The sequence below is a fragment of the Bacillus sp. MBGLi79 genome, from assembly GCF_002953915.1.
On the sequence record NZ_CP026521.1, the window covers coordinates 2,020,136 to 2,038,687 of the forward strand.

The 18,552-nt window shown below is 42.4% G+C and carries 17 protein-coding genes; all 17 read left to right on the forward strand.

Annotated elements, in window-relative coordinates:
* Positions 1 to 4: 4 nt before the first annotated feature.
* The 17 genes from cheW (at position 5) to nusA (ending at position 18,547) form a co-directional block, all read left to right on the forward strand.
* A complete protein-coding gene (gene cheW, locus C1T29_RS10330) occupies positions 5 to 475 on the forward strand; it encodes a chemotaxis protein CheW (RefSeq protein ID WP_003231938.1) in 471 nt (156 codons plus the stop codon).
* A gap of 18 nt (positions 476 to 493) precedes the next feature.
* Positions 494 to 1,123 (forward strand): CheY-P phosphatase CheC, encoded by a 630-nt coding sequence (gene cheC, locus C1T29_RS10335; RefSeq protein ID WP_003231935.1) that lies wholly within the window; start codon positions 494 to 496, stop codon positions 1,121 to 1,123.
* Positions 1,120 to 1,620: a chemoreceptor glutamine deamidase CheD gene (gene cheD, locus C1T29_RS10340; protein WP_095431307.1), complete on the forward strand. Its 501-nt coding sequence runs from the start codon at positions 1,120 to 1,122 to the stop codon at positions 1,618 to 1,620. The genes cheC and cheD overlap by 4 nt, the downstream gene beginning before the upstream one ends.
* A gap of 22 nt (positions 1,621 to 1,642) precedes the next feature.
* Complete coding sequence (sigD, locus tag C1T29_RS10345; RefSeq protein WP_003220911.1) at positions 1,643 to 2,407, forward strand: RNA polymerase sigma-28 factor SigD; 765 nt, start codon at positions 1,643 to 1,645, stop codon at positions 2,405 to 2,407.
* A gap of 28 nt (positions 2,408 to 2,435) precedes the next feature.
* Complete coding sequence (locus tag C1T29_RS10350) at positions 2,436 to 2,939, forward strand: Swarming motility protein SwrB (protein WP_069840317.1); 504 nt, start codon at positions 2,436 to 2,438, stop codon at positions 2,937 to 2,939.
* Positions 2,940 to 3,082: 143 nt separating this feature from the next.
* Positions 3,083 to 3,823 (forward strand): 30S ribosomal protein S2, encoded by a 741-nt coding sequence (rpsB, locus tag C1T29_RS10355; protein ID WP_003220918.1) that lies wholly within the window; start codon positions 3,083 to 3,085, stop codon positions 3,821 to 3,823.
* A 101-nt stretch (positions 3,824 to 3,924) separates the two neighbouring features.
* A complete protein-coding gene (gene tsf, locus C1T29_RS10360) occupies positions 3,925 to 4,806 on the forward strand; it encodes a translation elongation factor Ts (protein ID WP_014663986.1) in 882 nt (293 codons plus the stop codon).
* A gap of 145 nt (positions 4,807 to 4,951) precedes the next feature.
* Positions 4,952 to 5,674: a UMP kinase gene (gene pyrH, locus C1T29_RS10365; protein ID WP_095431308.1), complete on the forward strand. Its 723-nt coding sequence runs from the start codon at positions 4,952 to 4,954 to the stop codon at positions 5,672 to 5,674.
* Position 5,675: 1 nt separating this feature from the next.
* Positions 5,676 to 6,233: a ribosome recycling factor gene (frr, locus tag C1T29_RS10370; protein ID WP_003231927.1), complete on the forward strand. Its 558-nt coding sequence runs from the start codon at positions 5,676 to 5,678 to the stop codon at positions 6,231 to 6,233.
* Between the two features lie 130 nt (positions 6,234 to 6,363).
* Positions 6,364 to 7,146: an undecaprenyl pyrophosphate synthase gene (locus C1T29_RS10375; RefSeq protein WP_040083163.1), complete on the forward strand. Its 783-nt coding sequence runs from the start codon at positions 6,364 to 6,366 to the stop codon at positions 7,144 to 7,146.
* Between the two features lie 3 nt (positions 7,147 to 7,149).
* Complete coding sequence (gene cdsA / locus C1T29_RS10380; protein ID WP_082033008.1) at positions 7,150 to 7,959, forward strand: phosphatidate cytidylyltransferase; 810 nt, start codon at positions 7,150 to 7,152, stop codon at positions 7,957 to 7,959.
* 61 nt (positions 7,960 to 8,020) lie between these two features.
* Positions 8,021 to 9,172 (forward strand): 1-deoxy-D-xylulose-5-phosphate reductoisomerase, encoded by a 1,152-nt coding sequence (dxr, locus tag C1T29_RS10385; RefSeq protein ID WP_014663990.1) that lies wholly within the window; start codon positions 8,021 to 8,023, stop codon positions 9,170 to 9,172.
* 6 nt (positions 9,173 to 9,178) lie between these two features.
* A complete protein-coding gene (gene rseP, locus C1T29_RS10390) occupies positions 9,179 to 10,447 on the forward strand; it encodes an RIP metalloprotease RseP (RefSeq protein ID WP_014663991.1) in 1,269 nt (422 codons plus the stop codon).
* A 32-nt stretch (positions 10,448 to 10,479) separates the two neighbouring features.
* A complete protein-coding gene (gene proS, locus C1T29_RS10395; RefSeq protein WP_095431309.1) occupies positions 10,480 to 12,174 on the forward strand; it encodes a proline--tRNA ligase in 1,695 nt (564 codons plus the stop codon).
* Between the two features lie 109 nt (positions 12,175 to 12,283).
* Positions 12,284 to 16,597: a PolC-type DNA polymerase III gene (locus C1T29_RS10400; RefSeq protein ID WP_208945681.1), complete on the forward strand. Its 4,314-nt coding sequence runs from the start codon at positions 12,284 to 12,286 to the stop codon at positions 16,595 to 16,597.
* Positions 16,598 to 16,926: 329 nt separating this feature from the next.
* Positions 16,927 to 17,397, forward strand: a complete 471-nt coding sequence (gene rimP, locus C1T29_RS10405; protein ID WP_014663994.1) for a ribosome maturation factor RimP — start codon at positions 16,927 to 16,929, stop codon at positions 17,395 to 17,397.
* Between the two features lie 34 nt (positions 17,398 to 17,431).
* Positions 17,432 to 18,547 carry a transcription termination factor NusA gene (gene nusA, locus C1T29_RS10410; protein WP_014663995.1) on the forward strand — a complete coding sequence of 372 codons (1,116 nt, stop codon included), beginning with the start codon at positions 17,432 to 17,434 and terminating at the stop codon, positions 18,545 to 18,547.
* The last annotated feature ends 5 nt before the right edge of the window (positions 18,548 to 18,552 follow it).

Sequence of the window (18,552 nt, forward strand, 5' to 3'; positions counted from 1 at the left end):
TCACATGACTGCAGAAATTAAAACAGGCGAAAAAATGATTGTCTTTATGGTAAATGGAAAAGAATATGCCATTTCCGTCACTCAGGTGAAATCAATTGAAAAATGGCAAAAGCCAACGAGGGTACCTGGCGTCGAACCATATATTTGCGGGGTAATCAATTTGCGCGGGGTGGTGACTCCGGTTATTGATTTAAGAAAGCGCCTGAATTTGCCAGAGTATGAAATTACCGATGAAACACGAATTATCATTATTGCTTATCGTGATATTGAAGTCGGCTGGATTGTGGATGAAGCGAATGATGTGATAACCGTACACGAAAGTGAAATAGAATCCGCTCCAGAAGGCGTTCAGAAAGATACTGATGTGTCGATCGAACAGATTGTGAAACAAGAGAACAGACTCTTAAATATTATTGATGCGAACGCGGTTTTGGATAAAGAATCATCTCAGTCCGCTGTGCCCGATCAAGCTTAATCTTAAAGGGGTTATGACATGAGTATTTTTAATGGAATCAAAGAAGAGCAGATGGACATTTTGCGGGAAGTCGGCAATATAGGCGCCGGCCACTCCGCCTCTGCAATGGCCCAGCTGTTAAATAGAAAGATAGATATGGAAGTCCCATTTGCAAAGTTGCTGTCTTTTGATGAGCTTGTCGATTTTTTCGGCGGTGCTGATGTCCCGGTTGCCAGCATCTTTTTAAGAATGGAAGGCGATTTAACGGGTTCGATGTTCTTTATAATGCCTTTTTTTCAGGCGGAGCAATTTATCAGAGAGCTGATTGGAAACCCTGATTTTGATATAGAGGACTTAGGTGAAGATCATATGAGCTCATCCGCTTTGCATGAACTGGGCAATATTTTAGCGGGATCATATTTAACAGCTTTGGCAGATTTGACGAAACTCCAGCTTTATCCAAGTGTTCCTGAAGTTTCATTGGACATGTTCGGAGCTGTGATCAGCGAAGGGCTGATGGAGCTCAGTCAGGTTGGAGAACACGCCATTGTGGTCGACACGTCAATTTTTGACCAGAGCCATCAGCAAGAGCTGAAAGCGCATATGTTTATGCTGCCGGACTATGATTCATTTGAAAAGCTCTTTGTCGCTTTAGGTGCATCATTATGAGTACAACTGAGGCTGTTGTTATAAAGGTTGGGATTGCTGATGTGAAGATCGCCCGCTTCCCGGATACCATTCGGACCTCTGGTTTAGGGTCATGTGTGGGGCTGGTGCTTTATGATAAAGAAAAGCAAACGGCGGGTCTTGTTCATGTCATGCTGCCGGATTCGACGTTATCGAAAACTGCAGAGCTTAACCGGGCTAAGTACGCTGACACTGCCGTAAAGACCACGATTGATATGCTGATAGGAGCGGGATGTAGGAAATTTGCATTAAAAGCAAAGCTGGCCGGCGGATCAGAGATGTTTAAATTTAAATCGACAAATGATTTGATGAAGATCGGACCGAGAAATGTATTAGCGATAAAAGAACAGCTGTCTTTATTTAATATTCCTATTATTAGTGAAGATACGGGCGGCTCAAGCGGCCGGACGATAGAATTTGAACCGAAGTCCTGCATGCTGCATATTCGAACTGTTAAACAAGGTGAAAAAACGATTTAATTAAGGTATTAGGGGGATAACAATGCAATCCTTGAATTATGAAGATCAGGTGCTTTGGACGCGCTGGAAAGAGTGGAAAGATCCTAAAGCCGGTGACGACTTAATGCGCCGTTACATGCCGCTTGTCACATATCATGTAGGCAGAATTTCTGTCGGACTGCCGAAATCAGTGCATAAAGACGATCTAATGAGCCTTGGTATGCTTGGTTTATATGATGCCCTTGAAAAATTTGACCCCAGCCGGGACTTAAAATTTGATACCTACGCCTCGTTTAGAATTCGCGGCGCAATCATAGACGGGCTTCGTAAAGAAGATTGGCTGCCCAGAACCTCACGCGAAAAAACAAAGAAGGTTGAAGCAGCAATTGAAAAGCTTGAACAGCGTTATCTTCGGAATGTATCGCCCGCGGAAATTGCAGAGGAACTCGGAATGACGGTACAGGATGTAGTGTCAACAATGAATGAAGGTTTTTTTGCAAATCTGCTGTCGATTGATGAAAAGCTCCATGATCAAGATGACGGGGAAAACATACAAGTCATGATCAGAGATGACAAAAATGTTCCGCCTGAAGAAAAGATTATGAAGGATGAACTGATTGCACAGCTTGCTGAAAAAATTCACGAACTCTCTGAAAAAGAACAGCTGGTTGTCAGTTTGTTCTACAAAGAAGAGCTGACACTGACAGAAATCGGACAAGTATTAAATCTTTCTACGTCCCGCATATCACAGATCCATTCAAAGGCATTATTTAAACTAAAGAATCTGCTGGAAAAAGTGATTCAATAATGAATTTCATGGTTAGCGAGTGAAAAACATGTCAACACTATTATGGCTTTTAAGCTTTACGCTCCACGGCGTTCTTCTGTACGCTGTCATTATCCTGTATACGAGGCTCGCTGCAGTGAAAGAAACAGAAAAACAGCAAAAGCAGATACTTGAAGAGACGGAAAACACCTTGGCCGCCTTTCTCCTTGAATTAAAAGAAGAAAATGAGAAACTGATAGAAAACGCCGCTCCATCTTCAAGTCAATCTGACGCAGAATCTCAAAAGACAGATCTTCAGCACTTTGAAAAACATCCAGAGCGGGATGAAGTTCAAGAAATAGAGAACCTTCCTGAACATATTGAAGGTCTGATTACTGAGGTTGACCGTCGGGAAGAGATCGTAAACAGTGATGTCCCATCATTTGAAGACCAGGTCATAGAATTATATGAACAGGGGTATTCGGCAAGTCAAATTGCTCAGAAACTGAAGAGCGGAAAGACAGAAATCGAGCTATTTTTAAAATTTCGCTCCAAAGGTGTAAAGGATTCTTGATTGTCGGATAAAGCTGTGTTATATTATGTCTTGGTGTTAAATACACACGCTTAACGATTTATGCAGAGGGTGCTGCAGGCGGCAGTTCTGCACAAAAATGACCTAAGCGGAGGAAAAAAACCATTATACTAGGAGGAAATAACATGTCAGTCATTTCTATGAAGCAATTGCTTGAAGCTGGTGTTCACTTCGGTCACCAAACACGCCGTTGGAACCCAAAAATGAAGCGTTACATTTTCACGGAGCGTAACGGAATCTACATCATTGACCTTCAAAAAACAGTCAAAAAAGTAGAGGAAGCTTACAACTTCACTAAAAATCTTGCTGCTGAAGGCGGAAAAATCCTTTTCGTTGGAACAAAAAAACAAGCTCAAGATTCTGTTAAAGAAGAAGCTCAACGCTCTGGCATGTACTATGTCAACCAACGCTGGTTGGGCGGTACATTAACAAACTTTGAAACAATCCAAAAACGTATTAAACGTCTTAAAGACATTGAAAAAATGCAAGAAAACGGTACGTTTGATGTACTTCCTAAAAAAGAAGTCGTTCAATTGAAAAAAGAATTAGAGCGTCTTGAAAAATTCCTAGGCGGAATTAAAGATATGAAGGATCTTCCTGATGCATTATTCATCATCGATCCTCGCAAAGAGCGCATCGCTGTTGCGGAAGCTCGCAAATTAAACATCCCTATCATCGGTATCGTAGATACTAACTGTGATCCAGATGAAATCGATGTTGTAATCCCAGCGAACGATGACGCTATCCGCGCTGTTAAACTTCTAACTTCTAAAATGGCAGATGCAATCTTAGAAGCGAAGCAAGGCGAAGAAGAAGCGGAAGTTGCTGAAGAAACTGCACCAGAAACAGAAACAACAACTGCGTAACCTATTCAAAAGGTGATAAGAGGGACTGCCTTTTATCACCTTTTTTCAAGAAAAATGTGTAATATACATACTCTTGTTTAAACATATAAGGAGGAATACAAATGGCAATTACTGCACAGCAAGTAAAAGAACTGCGTGAAAAAACTGGCGCGGGCATGATGGATTGTAAAAAAGCGTTAACTGAAACTGACGGAGATATGGACAAAGCAATTGACCTTTTAAGAGAAAAAGGGATTGCAAAAGCAGCGAAAAAAGCTGACCGTATCGCAGCAGAAGGTTCTACTCTTATTAAAACTGACGGCAACAAAGGTGTTATCCTAGAAGTAAACTCTGAAACTGACTTCGTTGCGAAAAACGAAGGCTTCAAAGAGCTTCTTAACACTTTAGCTGACCACCTTCTTGCAAATGCACCTGCAGATGTTGAAGAAGCAATGGGTCAAAAAATGGAAAATGGCTCTACTGTTGAAGAGTACATCACAAGCGCAGTTGCTAAAATCGGTGAGAAAATCACTCTTCGCCGCTTTACAGTTCTTACAAAAGACGACAGCTCTGCATTCGGTGCTTACCTTCACATGGGCGGCCGCATCGGTGTATTAACTGTTCTTAACGGTACAACTGACGAAGAAATTGCGAAAGATATCGCAATGCACGTTGCTGCGGTTAACCCTCGTTACATTTCTCGTGATCAAGTTTCTGAAGAAGAAGCTAACCATGAGCGTCAAATCCTAACTCAGCAAGCCCTTCAAGAAGGCAAACCTGAAAACATCGTAGCGAAAATGGTTGAAGGCCGTCTGAACAAATTCTTCGAAGAAATTTGTCTTTTAGACCAAGCGTTCGTTAAAAACCCAGATGAAAAAGTGAAACAAGTTGTTGCAGCGAAAAACGCAACTGTTCAAACTTATGTCCGCTATGAAGTTGGAGAAGGCATCGAAAAACGTCAAGAAAACTTTGCTGAAGAAGTAATGAACCAAGTGAAAAAATAATGGCGAAAAGATTTCGCGGCCAAGTCGCGACTTTTCAGGCAGTATAGGGGACACAATTTGTGTTCCCTATTTTTAAAACTATATTTACAAACCTTTTTTTCTCTTGCATAATAGAAAACGGCAATGTTTACACTTGGAGGTTATCATGGAAAAACCAAAATACAAACGTATCGTATTAAAGCTTAGCGGGGAAGCATTGGCAGGAAAACAGGGAAACGGAATTAACCCAACTGTCATTCAATCCATTGCAAAGCAAGTGAAAGAAATCGCTGAGCTTGAAGTCGAAGTGGCTGTTGTAGTAGGCGGCGGCAACCTATGGCGCGGAAAAACAGGAAGTGACCTGGGCATGGACCGTGCGACTGCTGACTATATGGGGATGCTGGCGACAGTTATGAATTCGCTTGCTCTTCAAGACAGCTTGGAAACACTCGGAATCCAGTCCAGAGTGCAAACATCCATTGAAATGAGACAAGTTGCTGAACCGTACATAAGAAGAAAAGCGATACGCCACTTAGAGAAAAAACGTGTTGTTATTTTCGCTGCGGGCACAGGAAACCCATATTTCTCAACTGATACAACAGCTGCACTGCGGGCTGCTGAAATTGAGGCAGACGTTATTTTGATGGCTAAAAATAATGTTGACGGTGTGTATAATGCTGATCCTAGAAAAGATGAATCAGCTGTTAAGTATGAATCACTTTCTTATCTTGACGTTCTTAAAGACGGCCTGGAAGTCATGGATTCAACAGCATCATCTTTATGCATGGATAATGACATTCCGCTTATCGTCTTTTCTATTATGGAAGAAGGAAATATCAAACGTGCCGTTATCGGTGAATCAATCGGAACGATCGTGAGGGGGAAATAACGTGTCAAAAGAAGTATTAACTCAAACAAAAGAAAAAATGGAAAAAGCAATTGCTGCTTATCAGCGCGAATTGGCTACTGTACGCGCAGGCCGTGCAAATCCATCTTTATTAGATAAAGTAACGGTTGAATATTACGGGGCACAGACACCTTTAAATCAGTTGTCTTCTATTAATGTGCCTGAAGCTCGTATGCTCGTTATCACGCCATACGACAAAACAGCAATCGGCGATATCGAAAAAGCGATTTTAAAAGCTGATTTAGGTCTTACACCGACAAGTGACGGCAATATGATTCGAATTGCAATTCCGGCACTAACGGAAGAGAGACGGAAAGAATTAGTGAAAGTTGTAAAAAAATATGCTGAAGAAGCAAAAGTAGCTGTCCGTAACGTTCGTCGTGATGCTAACGATGATCTCAAAAAACTTGAGAAAAACGGAGACATTACTGAGGATGAATTGCGTGCTTCCACTGAAGACGTTCAAAAACTGACAGATGAATATGTGTCAAAAATTGACAGTGTCACAAAAGACAAAGAAAAAGAAATCATGGAAGTTTAATGAAAAACTATGTACAATAGATAATAGTGAAAAGACCCTCTCATGTTTACAGGGGGTTTTTTTGTTAATACTGTTGATTACATTGATGATCAGCAGGGAATGTAACCTTTTTGGGTGACGGAGGAATCTCATGCTCAACATACTCAAAAATTGGAAGAATCAGCAAACTGCGGCTTCCAACTTAGAACGCTATACAAAAGAAGACATACTTAAGGGAGAAATTCCCGAACACATCGCCATTATCATGGATGGAAATGGCCGTTGGGCTAAAAAACGCTCTCTTCCCAGAATTGCAGGCCACCATGAAGGGATGAAGGTGGTAAAAAGGACAACGAAGCTCGCAAACGAATTAGGTGTCAAAGTGCTGACTTTGTATGCATTTTCAACAGAAAACTGGAAAAGACCGAAAATGGAAGTCGATTTTTTAATGAAGCTTCCGGAAGAATTTTTGAATACGTATCTTCCAGAGCTTGTTGAGGAAAATGTACAGGTTCGGATCATTGGGGATGAAACGGCTTTGCCGGCGCACACATTGCGTGCGATTGAAAAGGCTGTTCAGGATACGGCGCAAAATGATGGAATGATCCTTAATTTTGCCCTTAACTATGGAGGCCGTACTGAAATTGTCACTGCTGCAAAATCACTCGCGGAAAAAGTGAAGGAAGGCTCTTTGAATATTGAAGACATTGATGAATCGCTTTTTTCTACTTATTTAATGACTGAATCTTTGCAGGATCCTGAACTTTTAATTCGAACGAGCGGCGAGATAAGACTGAGTAACTTTATGCTATGGCAGGTGGCCTACAGTGAATTTGTCTTTACTGACGTCTTGTGGCCTGATTTCAAAGAAGATCACTTCTTACAGGCGTTAGGAGAGTTTCAGCAGAGAGGCCGGAGGTTTGGCGGAATTTAGAGGATGGTGGACATGAAACAAAGAATTTTGACAGGTGTTCTGGCAGCAATTGTATTTTTATTTTTGGTTATTGTCGGGAAATTGCCGTTCACCATATTAATTTATGCTATGGGCAGTGTGGCGCTCTTTGAACTTTTACGGATGAAAAAGCTGAAGATGATTTCACTGCCGGGTTTGATCGGTCTTTTATTATTGTGGATGTTCTTATTGCCAAGCCAGTATTCGTTTTTCGAAGCGGATGGAATTTCCAAAATGGAAATCGCTTTGTTTGCGGTATTGCTATTGCTGACTTACACAGTGTTGGTCAAGAACACCTTTACTTTTGATGAAGTCGGATTTATTACGCTTGCCGCAATCTACATCGGAATGTGTTTTCATTATTTTATCGAAATTAGAAATCTTGACCAATACGGATTAACATACATTTTTTATGCATGTGTTGTCATTTGGTCCACTGATTCCGGTGCATATTTTGTCGGTAAAGCGCTTGGGAAGCGAAAACTGTGGCCTGAAATCAGTCCGAATAAAACAGTGGAGGGTTTTGTAGGCGGAATTGTCATCGCACTTGTATTGGCGACGATTTTTCAGCTTGTGGCACAACTTCCGATCCCGTATATCTATCTGCTGTTGATCACGCTGTTTTTGTCTGTTTTCGGACAACTTGGAGATTTAGTGGAATCCGCCTTGAAAAGACATTACGATGTAAAGGATTCTGGGAATATTCTTCCCGGGCATGGCGGTATATTAGACCGTTTTGACAGTTTCTTGTTTGTCATGCCTTTCTTGTACTTTCTGCTTGCCCTTTTTTCATAAAAAAGTCTAATATGAATATGAGACTGATCATGCAGCAATAAGAATAGGAGTAGTGGCAACTTTGAAAAATATTTGTCTTTTAGGAGCAACAGGATCAATCGGCGAACAGACTCTTGACGTACTGCGTGCGCATCAAGATCAATTTCAGCTGGTATCTATGTCGTTTGGCAGAAATATTGATAAGGCCGTTCCGATGATTGAGGCCTTTCAGCCGAAATTTGTCTCTGTCGGTGATCTGGATACATATCATAAACTAAAACAAATGTCTTTTTCTTTTGAATGCCAAATCGGGCTGGGAGAAGAAGGACTGATAGAAGCAGCAGCAATGGAGGAGGTTGACATTGTTGTCAACGCTTTGCTCGGCAGCGTTGGCCTAATCCCGACATTAAAGGCGATTGAACAGAAAAAAACAATTGCGCTTGCAAATAAGGAAACTCTTGTCACTGCAGGGCATATAGTAAAAGAACATGCTAAGAAATATGATGTTCCGCTGCTGCCTGTTGACAGTGAGCATTCAGCCATTTTTCAAGCCCTCCAAGGCGAACAGGCCAAAAACATTGAACGCCTCATCATTACGGCATCAGGCGGAAGCTTTCGGGACAAGACGCGGGAGGAGCTCGAATCAGTAACTGTTGAGGATGCATTAAAACATCCGAATTGGTCAATGGGTGCAAAAATTACAATTGATTCGGCTACAATGATGAATAAGGGATTAGAGGTGATCGAGGCACATTGGCTTTTCGATATACCTTATGAACAAATTGATGTGGTTTTACATAAGGAGAGCATCATCCATTCAATGGTTGAGTTTCATGATAAAAGTGTGATTGCGCAGCTTGGAACTCCGGATATGAGAGTCCCAATTCAATATGCGCTCACATATCCTGACCGGTTGCCATTACCAGATGCGAAAAGGCTTGAATTATGGGAAATCGGCAGCCTTCATTTTGAGAAAGCTGATTTTGACAGGTTCCGATGCTTACAATTTGCATTTGAATCAGGTAAAATAGGAGGAACAATGCCGACAGTGCTAAATGCGGCAAATGAAGTAGCTGTCGCTGCCTTTTTAGCCGGCAAGATACCGTTTTTGGCTATTGAAGACTGTATCGAAAAGGCACTAACCCGCCATCAATTACTGAAAAAACCGAGCCTGGCGGACATTCAAGAAGTGGACAAAGATACCCGGGGATACGTCAATTCAATACTCACATAAGGTGGTATGTTCGTGAATACAGTTATAGCGTTTATCATTATTTTCGGAACGCTCGTTTTCTTCCATGAACTGGGCCATTTATTGCTAGCCCAAAGAGCGGGAATTCTCTGCCGTGAATTTGCGATCGGCTTCGGTCCAAAGATTTTTTCTTTCAAAAAAAATGAAACAGTTTATACGATCAGGCTGCTTCCGGTCGGCGGATTTGTTCGTATGGCCGGCGAAGATCCGGAAATGATTGAGGTGAAACCCGGTTACACGGTTGGGCTTCTGTTTAATAAAGAAGATCAAGTTGAGAAAGTCATCATCAATCAAAAGGAAAAATATCCGGATGCTTTAGTCATTGAAGTGGAAACAGCGGATTTAGAGCATGACATGAAGATTACCGGTTATGAACAAGGGAAAGAGGACGAACTTTCCAGCTTTACGGTCAGCGAAACATCCTTTTTCATTGTAGACGGAGAAGAAGTGCAGATTGCGCCGTATAATCGCCAATTTGGTTCCAAACCTGTGTGGAAGCGGATCAAAGCCATTGCTGCAGGACCGATTATGAACTTTATTTTAGCTTACGTCATTTTAGTGATGCTTGGGCTGATTCAAGGTGTACCGTCAAATGAGCCTATGCTCGGACAGCTGACAGACAATGGACGGGCGGCCGAAGCAGGGCTAAAAGAAGGGGATTACATCCAAAGCATCAACGGAGAAAAAATGAGGTCTTGGACTGACATTGTCTCCGCTGTAAAAGAAAACCCGGAAAAAGAAATGGACGTTGCAGTAAAAAGAGATAACAAAACGCTTCATATTTCAGTGACTCCGGAAGCTGTTAAAGATGAGAATAAAAAAACAATCGGACGTTTCGGCTCCTATGCGCCGACTGAAAAAGGCGTTCTTTCAGCGGTGGCTTATGGCGCGACATCAACCGTTGATGTCACCAAAGCCATTTTAACCAATCTGAGCAAATTAGTAACAGGCCAATTTAAACTTGATATGCTGTCAGGTCCTGTCGGCATATATGACATGACAGACCAAGTGGCGAAAACAGGGATAGTGAACTTATTTCAGTTTGCAGCGTTTTTAAGCATTAACCTTGGGATTGTCAACTTGCTTCCGATTCCGGCACTTGACGGGGGAAGACTGTTATTTCTATTTATTGAAGCGATTCGGGGCAAACCGATTAACAGGGAAAAAGAAGCATTTGTTGTGTTTATCGGAGTAGCCTTCTTAATGCTTCTTATGCTGGTCGTCACATGGAACGATATCCAGCGGCTGTTTTTGTAAACGAAAAGTAAATCAATCAGAGGTGCGAAGAAATGAGACAAAGCTTGACGCTTATTCCTACGCTCCGTGAAGTTCCAGCTGATGCCGAAGCAAAAAGTCATCAGCTTCTTCTGAGAGCAGGATTTATCAGACAGAATACGAGCGGGGTATACAGCTATATGCCTCTTGCGTATAAGGTGATTCAAAACATTCAGCAGATTGTTCGAGAAGAAATGGAGAAAGTTGATGCCGTAGAAATGCTCATGCCCGCATTGCAGCAGGCTGAGACATGGCAGGAATCAGGCAGATGGTATACGTATGGTCCCGAACTGATGAGACTAAAAGACCGTCATGGCCGTGAATTTGCTTTAGGGGCAACGCATGAAGAAGTTATCACTTCGCTTGTTCGCGATGAGGTTAAATCTTATAAGCGTCTCCCTCTGACTCTGTATCAAATTCAGTCTAAGTTCAGAGATGAAAAACGTCCTCGCTTCGGTTTGTTAAGAGGCCGCGAATTTATTATGAAGGATGCGTACTCATTCCATGCATCTGCAGAGAGCCTGGATGAAACGTATCAAAAAATGTATGAGGCTTATTCAAATATTTTTGCCCGCTGCGGCATTAATGTAAGACCTGTTATTGCTGATTCAGGCGCAATGGGAGGAAAGGATACGCACGAATTTATGGCGCTTTCTGCGATCGGAGAGGATACGATTGCGTATTCTGATGAATCACAGTACGCGGCTAATATCGAAATGGCTGAAGTTCTTTACCAGGAAGTCCCTTCAAATGAAGAACCAAAAGCTCTAGAGAAGGTTCATACGCCTAACGTGAAAACAATTGAAGAACTGACTGCGTTCCTACAGGTTTCTGCTGAAGCATGCATTAAGTCAGTATTGTTTAAAGCCGATGACCGTTTTGTCCTAGTGCTTGTTAGAGGGGACCATGAAGTGAACGATATTAAAGTGAAAAATTTGCTTCATGCAGAGGTTGTAGAGCTTGCCACACATGAAGAGGTCATTCAGCAGCTCGGAACAGAACCAGGGTTTATAGGCCCTATCGGTATTCATCAGGATGTGGAAGTATATGCCGATCAAGCTGTGAAGACAATGGTCAATGCTGTTGCCGGAGCAAATGAAGGAGATCATCATTATCAAAATGTCAATGTGAACCGTGACGCCCAAATTAAAGAGTTTGCAGATCTTCGTTTTATTAAGGAAGGCGATCCTTCACCAGACGGCAAGGGAACGATCCGTTTTGCTGAGGGGATCGAGGTCGGACAAGTCTTTAAGCTTGGAACACGCTATTCAGAAGCGATGAATGCGACATATCTAGATGAAAATGGACGCGCGCAGCCAATGATGATGGGCTGTTACGGAATCGGCGTGTCAAGAACGCTTTCTGCTATTGCTGAACAGCATCACGATGAAAAAGGCTTAATATGGCCAAAAAGCGTTGCACCGTACGATCTTCATATTCTTGCTTTGAACATGAAAAACGATGGGCAAAGAGAGCTTGCTGAAAAGCTGTATGCCGATTTAAAAGCTGAAGGCTATGAGGTGCTCTATGACGACCGTGCTGAGCGTGCCGGCGTAAAATTCGCTGATTCAGATCTAATCGGCCTTCCAATTCGCATCACTGTTGGAAAACGGGCTGACGAAGGCATTGTCGAAGTGAAAATCCGCCAAACAGGTGAGTCAACTGAGATTTCAGTAGACGAATTATCCGCATTTATCAGCAAGCAGTAATCACCATAACGATTTATCAAAAAAACATGTTAAAATAGAAATAATAGAAGGTACCTCATTGCCTGAGGTACCTTCACTTATGATGTTTTTAGGGAGGGATACTGTCTTAATGGAACAGTTATCAGTAAACAGAAGGCAGTTTCAAATTCTTCTGCAGCAGATTAATATGACAGATGATACCTTCATGACATACTTTGAAGATGGCGAGATTAAAAAGCTGACAATACACAAAGCTTCTAAATCTTGGCATTTTCATTTTCAATTTAAATCTTTGCTGCCTTTTCAAATATATGAAACATTAACAACGAGGCTGACCCAATCGTTTGCCCACATAGCAAAAGTGACATCTTCAATTGAAGTTCAGGATAACGAGGTCAGTGAAAGTATTGTTCAAGACTACTGGTCACGCTGCATTGAAGAACTGCAGGGCATTTCGCCGCCGATTATCAGTCTTTTAAACCAGCAAAAACCGAAGCTGAAGGGCAATAAACTGATTGTCAAAACCAAAACGGATACAGAAGCGGCTGCGCTAAAGAACAAATACAGTTCCATGATTCAAGCAGGCTACCGTCAATTTGGCTTTCCGGATCTTCAGCTTGATGCTGAAATATTTGTATCCGAGCAGGAAGTTCAAAAGTTTCGGGAGCAAAAGCTTGCAGAAGACCAAGAGCGGGCTATGCAGGCCTTGATTGAAATGGAGAAGAAAGATAAAGAAAGTGATGAAGACCAAGCTCCATCTGGTCCTCTAGTCATCGGTTATCAGATTAAAGATAACGAGGAAATCCGGACACTTGACAGCATCATGGACGAGGAACGGAGAATTACGGTCCAAGGTTATGTGTTTGATGTGGAGACGCGCGAGCTGAAGAGCGGGCGCACGCTGTGCATCTTTAAAATTACAGACTATACAAATAGTATTTTAATCAAGATGTTTGCACGTGAAAAAGAAGATGCGGCACTGATGAAGTCTCTGAAAAAAGGAATGTGGGTAAAAGCACGCGGAAGCATTCAAAATGATACATTTGTCAGAGATCTTGTCATGATCGCAAATGACGTAAACGAAATAAAAGCAAAAACCCGTGAAGATTCAGCACCTGAAGGAGAAAAAAGAGTGGAATTGCATCTGCATTCCCCAATGAGCCAAATGGATGCTGTTACGGGGATTGGAAAGCTTGTCGAACAGGCGAAAAAATGGGGGCATGAGGCCATCGCTTTGACTGACCATGCTGTCGTTCAATCCTTCCCTGATGCGTATTCTGCGGCCAAAAAGCATGGAATTAAAATGATGTACGGGATGGAAGCGAATCTCGTGGATGATGGCGTGCCAATTGCTTATAATGCCGCACATCGTCTGCTCGAGGAAGAAACATATGTTGTTTTTGACGTTGAGACGACAGGATTGTCTGCTGTATACGATACCATTATTGAGCTGGCTGCAGTAAAAGTAAAAGGCGGAGAAATTATTGATAAATTTGAGGCGTTTGCGAACCCGCATCGTCCGCTTTCCGCCACAATTATAGAGCTGACAGGCATCACCGATGATATGCTGCGCGACGCTCCGGATGTCGTAGATGTCATAAGAGATTTTAGGGAATGGATTGGCGATGATATCCTTGTCGCTCATAATGCAAGCTTTGATATGGGGTTCTTAAATGTAGCCTACAAAAAGCTTCTTGAAGTCGATAAAGCTAAAAACCCGGTCATTGATACCCTTGAGCTTGGCCGTTTTCTCTATCCGGAATTTAAGAACCACCGGCTGAACACGCTTTGTAAAAAGTTCGATATCGAACTCACACAGCACCACCGTGCGATCTATGATACTGAGGCGACTGCTTATTTGCTTCTGAAAATGCTGAAAGACGCAGCTGAAAAAGGCATTCAGTACCATGATGAGCTGAATGAAAATATGGGTCAGTCCAATGCTTATCAAAGATCAAGACCGTATCATGCTACATTGCTTGCTGTGAACAGCACGGGACTCAAAAATTTATTTAAGCTTGTGTCACTTTCTCATATTCATTATTTTTACAGAGTGCCGCGTATTCCGAGATCTCAGCTTGAGAAATACAGGGAAGGGCTTCTGATCGGTTCAGCCTGTGACAGGGGAGAGGTTTTTGAAGGAATGATGCAAAAATCGCCTGAAGAGGTGGAAGACATCGCGTCATTCTATGATTATCTTGAGGTTCAGCCGCCTGAAGTGTACCGTCACTTGCTGGAGCTTGAATTGGTCCGTGATGAAAAAGCGCTGAAAGAAATCATCGCGAATATCACCAAACTGGGGGAAAAGCTTAATAAACCGGTTGTTGCTACGGGAAATGTTCATTACTTGAATGATGAGGATAAAATCTACAGAAAGATTTTAATATCCTCACAAGGCTGGGCAAATCCGCTGAACAGGCACGAGCTGCCAAAAGTGCATTTCAGAACGACAGACGAAATGCTTGAAGCTTTTTCTTTCTTAGGCGAAGAAAAAGCGAAGGAAATCGTAGTCACCAATACCCAAAAGGTTGCATCTTTAGTTGATGACATCAAGCCGATTAAAGATGATTTATATACGCCGAAAATCGAAGGCGCCGATGAAGAGATCAGAGAAATGAGCTATCAGCGTGCAAGAAGCATTTACGGGGAAGAGCTGCCTGAAATTGTCGAAGCACGGATTGAAAAAGAATTAAAGAGTATCATTGGCCACGGCTTTGCTGTTATTTACTTGATCTCTCACAAACTTGTAAAACGTTCACTAGATGACGGGTATCTCGTTGGTTCCCGTGGTTCCGTAGGATCTTCATTAGTTGCGACACTTACTGAGATTACCGAGGTAAACCCGCTGCCGCCGCACTATGTTTGTCCTGAGTGCCAGCATTCTGAGTTCTTTAATGACGGTTCTGTCGGTTCTGGTTTTGACCTGCCTGACAAAACATGTCCTCATTGCGGAACACCTTTGAAAAAAGACGGCCATGATATTCCATTTGAAACGTTCTTAGGATTTAAAGGGGACAAAGTACCTGATATCGATTTGAACTTCTCGGGAGAATATCAGCCGCAGGCACACAATTACACAAAAGTGCTGTTCGGAGAAGACAATGTATATCGTGCGGGTACAATAGGCACGGTGGCAGAAAAAACAGCCTACGGTTATGTAAAAGGCTATGCCGGAGACAATGATCTTCATATGCGCGGTGCCGAAATAGATAGGCTCGTACAGGGATGCACAGGTGTAAAACGTACAACTGGACAGCACCCCGGCGGTATTATCGTAGTTCCGGATTATATGGATATTTATGATTTTTCACCGATTCAGTTCCCGGCAGATGCCACAGGTTCAGAGTGGAAAACGACTCATTTTGATTTCCACTCCATCCATGACAACCTGTTAAAACTGGATATTCTCGGACACGATGATCCGACTGTCATTCGGATGCTTCAAGACTTAAGCGGAATAGATCCAAAAACAATCCCGACGGATGATCCTGAAGTGATGAAGATCTTCCAGGGAACCGAATCACTCGGTGTGACGGAAGAACAGATTGGCTGTAAAACGGGCACGCTTGGAATTCCTGAATTCGGAACCCGATTTGTCCGGCAGATGCTTGAAGATACTAAGCCGACAACTTTTTCAGAGCTCGTTCAGATTTCAGGCTTGTCTCATGGAACTGATGTATGGCTAGGCAATGCGCAGGAGCTCATCCACAATAATATTTGTGAGCTGAGTGAGGTTATCGGCTGCCGTGATGACATCATGGTGTATTTAATCTATCAAGGCCTTGAGCCGTCCCTTGCCTTTAAAATCATGGAATTTGTGCGTAAAGGAAAAGGATTGACGCCTGAATGGGAAGAAGAAATGAAAAATAACAATGTCCCAGACTGGTATATTGATTCTTGTAAAAAGATTAAATACATGTTCCCGAAAGCCCACGCCGCGGCATATGTCTTAATGGCAGTCCGAATTGCTTACTTTAAAGTGCACCATGCTCTTTTATATTATGCGGCTTATTTTACCGTTCGTGCGGACGACTTTGATATCGATACAATGATCAAGGGTTCTACAGCAATCAGAGCGGTTATGGAGGATATAAACGCTAAAGGACTTGATGCTTCACCGAAGGAAAAGAACCTTCTGACTGTTTTAGAATTAGCGCTTGAAATGTGTGAGAGAGGCTATTCATTCCAAAAAGTCGATTTATATCGCTCCAGCGCTACAGAGTTTATTATTGACGGCAACAGTCTTATCCCGCCGTTTAACTCTATCCCTGGATTAGGAACGAACGCTGCTTTGAACATTGTAAAAGCTCGCGAAGAAGGCGAATTCCTCTCAAAAGAAGATTTGCAAAAGAGAGGGAAAGTATCTAAAACGATTTTGGAGTATTTAGATCGCCATGGCTGTCTGGAATCACTGCCTGATCAAAACCAATTGTCACTGTTTTAACATGGAAAGCAGAATTTCTCGGAAATTCTGCTTCTATGCATACATATGCGCAAAAAGTGTCATCGTATTATTAGAGTTTCTGTCACTTGCTTAGGTATGAAGGTAAGCGTATATCCATTTGCAATAAAAATATGGTTATGGTATAGTTTTATTGGAAATGCTAACGATTACCGAGGCAAAGAGTGGGGAAACCCGCTCTTTTGTATTGAACAAGAGAATTTTGTCTCGACATGTTCATCGTTTACTTTTTAGCCCCTGCTCTTTTGAAGCAGGGTTTTTATGCAGAGTGACGAGACGAATATGAGATCGACAGCACAAGGAGGAAGAACATGAGCAAAAAAGTGACTGACACCGTTCAAGAAATGGCTCAGCCAATCGTAGACAGCCTTCAGCTGGAACTCGTTGACATTGAATTTGTCAAAGAGGGCCAAAGCTGGTTCCTTCGCGTGTTTATTGATTCCGATGACGGTGTGGATATTGAGGAATGTGCCAAAGTAAGCGAAGCTTTAAGCGAAAAGCTTGATGAGGCAGACCCAATTAGCCAAAATTACTTTCTTGAAGTCTCATCTCCAGGAGCTGAGCGTCCGCTAAAGAAAAAAGCCGATTTCGAAAAATCACTTGGAAAAAATGTATACATTAAGACGTACGAGCCTATTGAAGGCGTAAAAGTGTTTGAAGGTGAACTGGCTGAATTTGATGGACAAACAGTGACAGTTGAGATCACGATCAAAACAAGAAAGAAACGGGTCAATATTCCGTATGAAAAGATAGCTAATGCAAGATTAGCTGTTACATTCTAATGAATACAAATGTTTTAAGGGGGGAGACCGTTAAATGAGCAGTGAATTATTAGATGCTCTCACGATTCTTGAAAAAGAAAAAGGCATCAGTAAAGAAATTATCATTGAAGCAATCGAAGCTGCGTTAATTTCTGCTTATAAGCGGAATTTTAATCAAGCGCAAAATGTACGGGTGGATCTAAACCGTGAAACTGGCTCCATCCGTGTATTTGCAAGAAAAGATGTCGTTGACGAAGTATACGACCAGAGATTAGAGATCTCGATCGAAGAAGCGCAGGGCATCCATCCGGAATATATGGTCGGCGATGTCGTCGAAATCGAAGTAACTCCTAAGGATTTCGGGCGTATAGCTGCTCAAACAGCAAAGCAGGTCGTCACACAGCGTGTGCGCGAAGCTGAGCGCGGTGTGATTTATTCTGAATTTATCGACCGTGAAGAAGACATCATGACAGGTATCGTCCAGCGTCTGGACAATAAATTTATCTACGTGTCTTTAGGCAAAATAGAAGCCTTGCTGCCGGTTAATGAGCAAATGCCGAATGAAAGCTACAAGCCTCATGACCGCATTAAGGTATTTATCACAAAAGTAGAAAAAACAACGAAGGGCCCGCAGATCTATGTGTCAAGAACACATCCAGGCCTGTTAAAGCGTTTGTTTGAAATTGAAGTGCCTGAAATTTATGATGGAACTGTCGAGCTAAAATCTGTTGCCAGAGAAGCCGGCGACCGTTCAAAAATTTCTGTCCGCACAGATGATCCTGATGTGGATCCTGTCGGTTCATGCGTAGGCCCTAAAGGCCAGCGTGTGCAAGCAATCGTCAATGAATTAAAAGGTGAAAAAATTGACATTGTCAACTGGTCCAGTGATCCTGTAGAATTTGTCGCGAATGCGCTCAGCCCTTCCAAAGTGCTTGATGTCATCGTTAATGAAGAAGAAAAAGCGACAACTGTTATTGTTCCTGATTACCAGCTGTCTTTGGCGATTGGCAAAAGAGGACAAAACGCACGCTTAGCTGCTAAACTGACAGGCTGGAAGATTGATATTAAGAGCGAAACAGACGCAAGAGAACTTGGAATCTATCCGAGAGAACTTGAAGAAGACGATGAGCCGCTCTTTACAGAGCCTGAAACTGCTGAATCGGATGAATAAGAGGT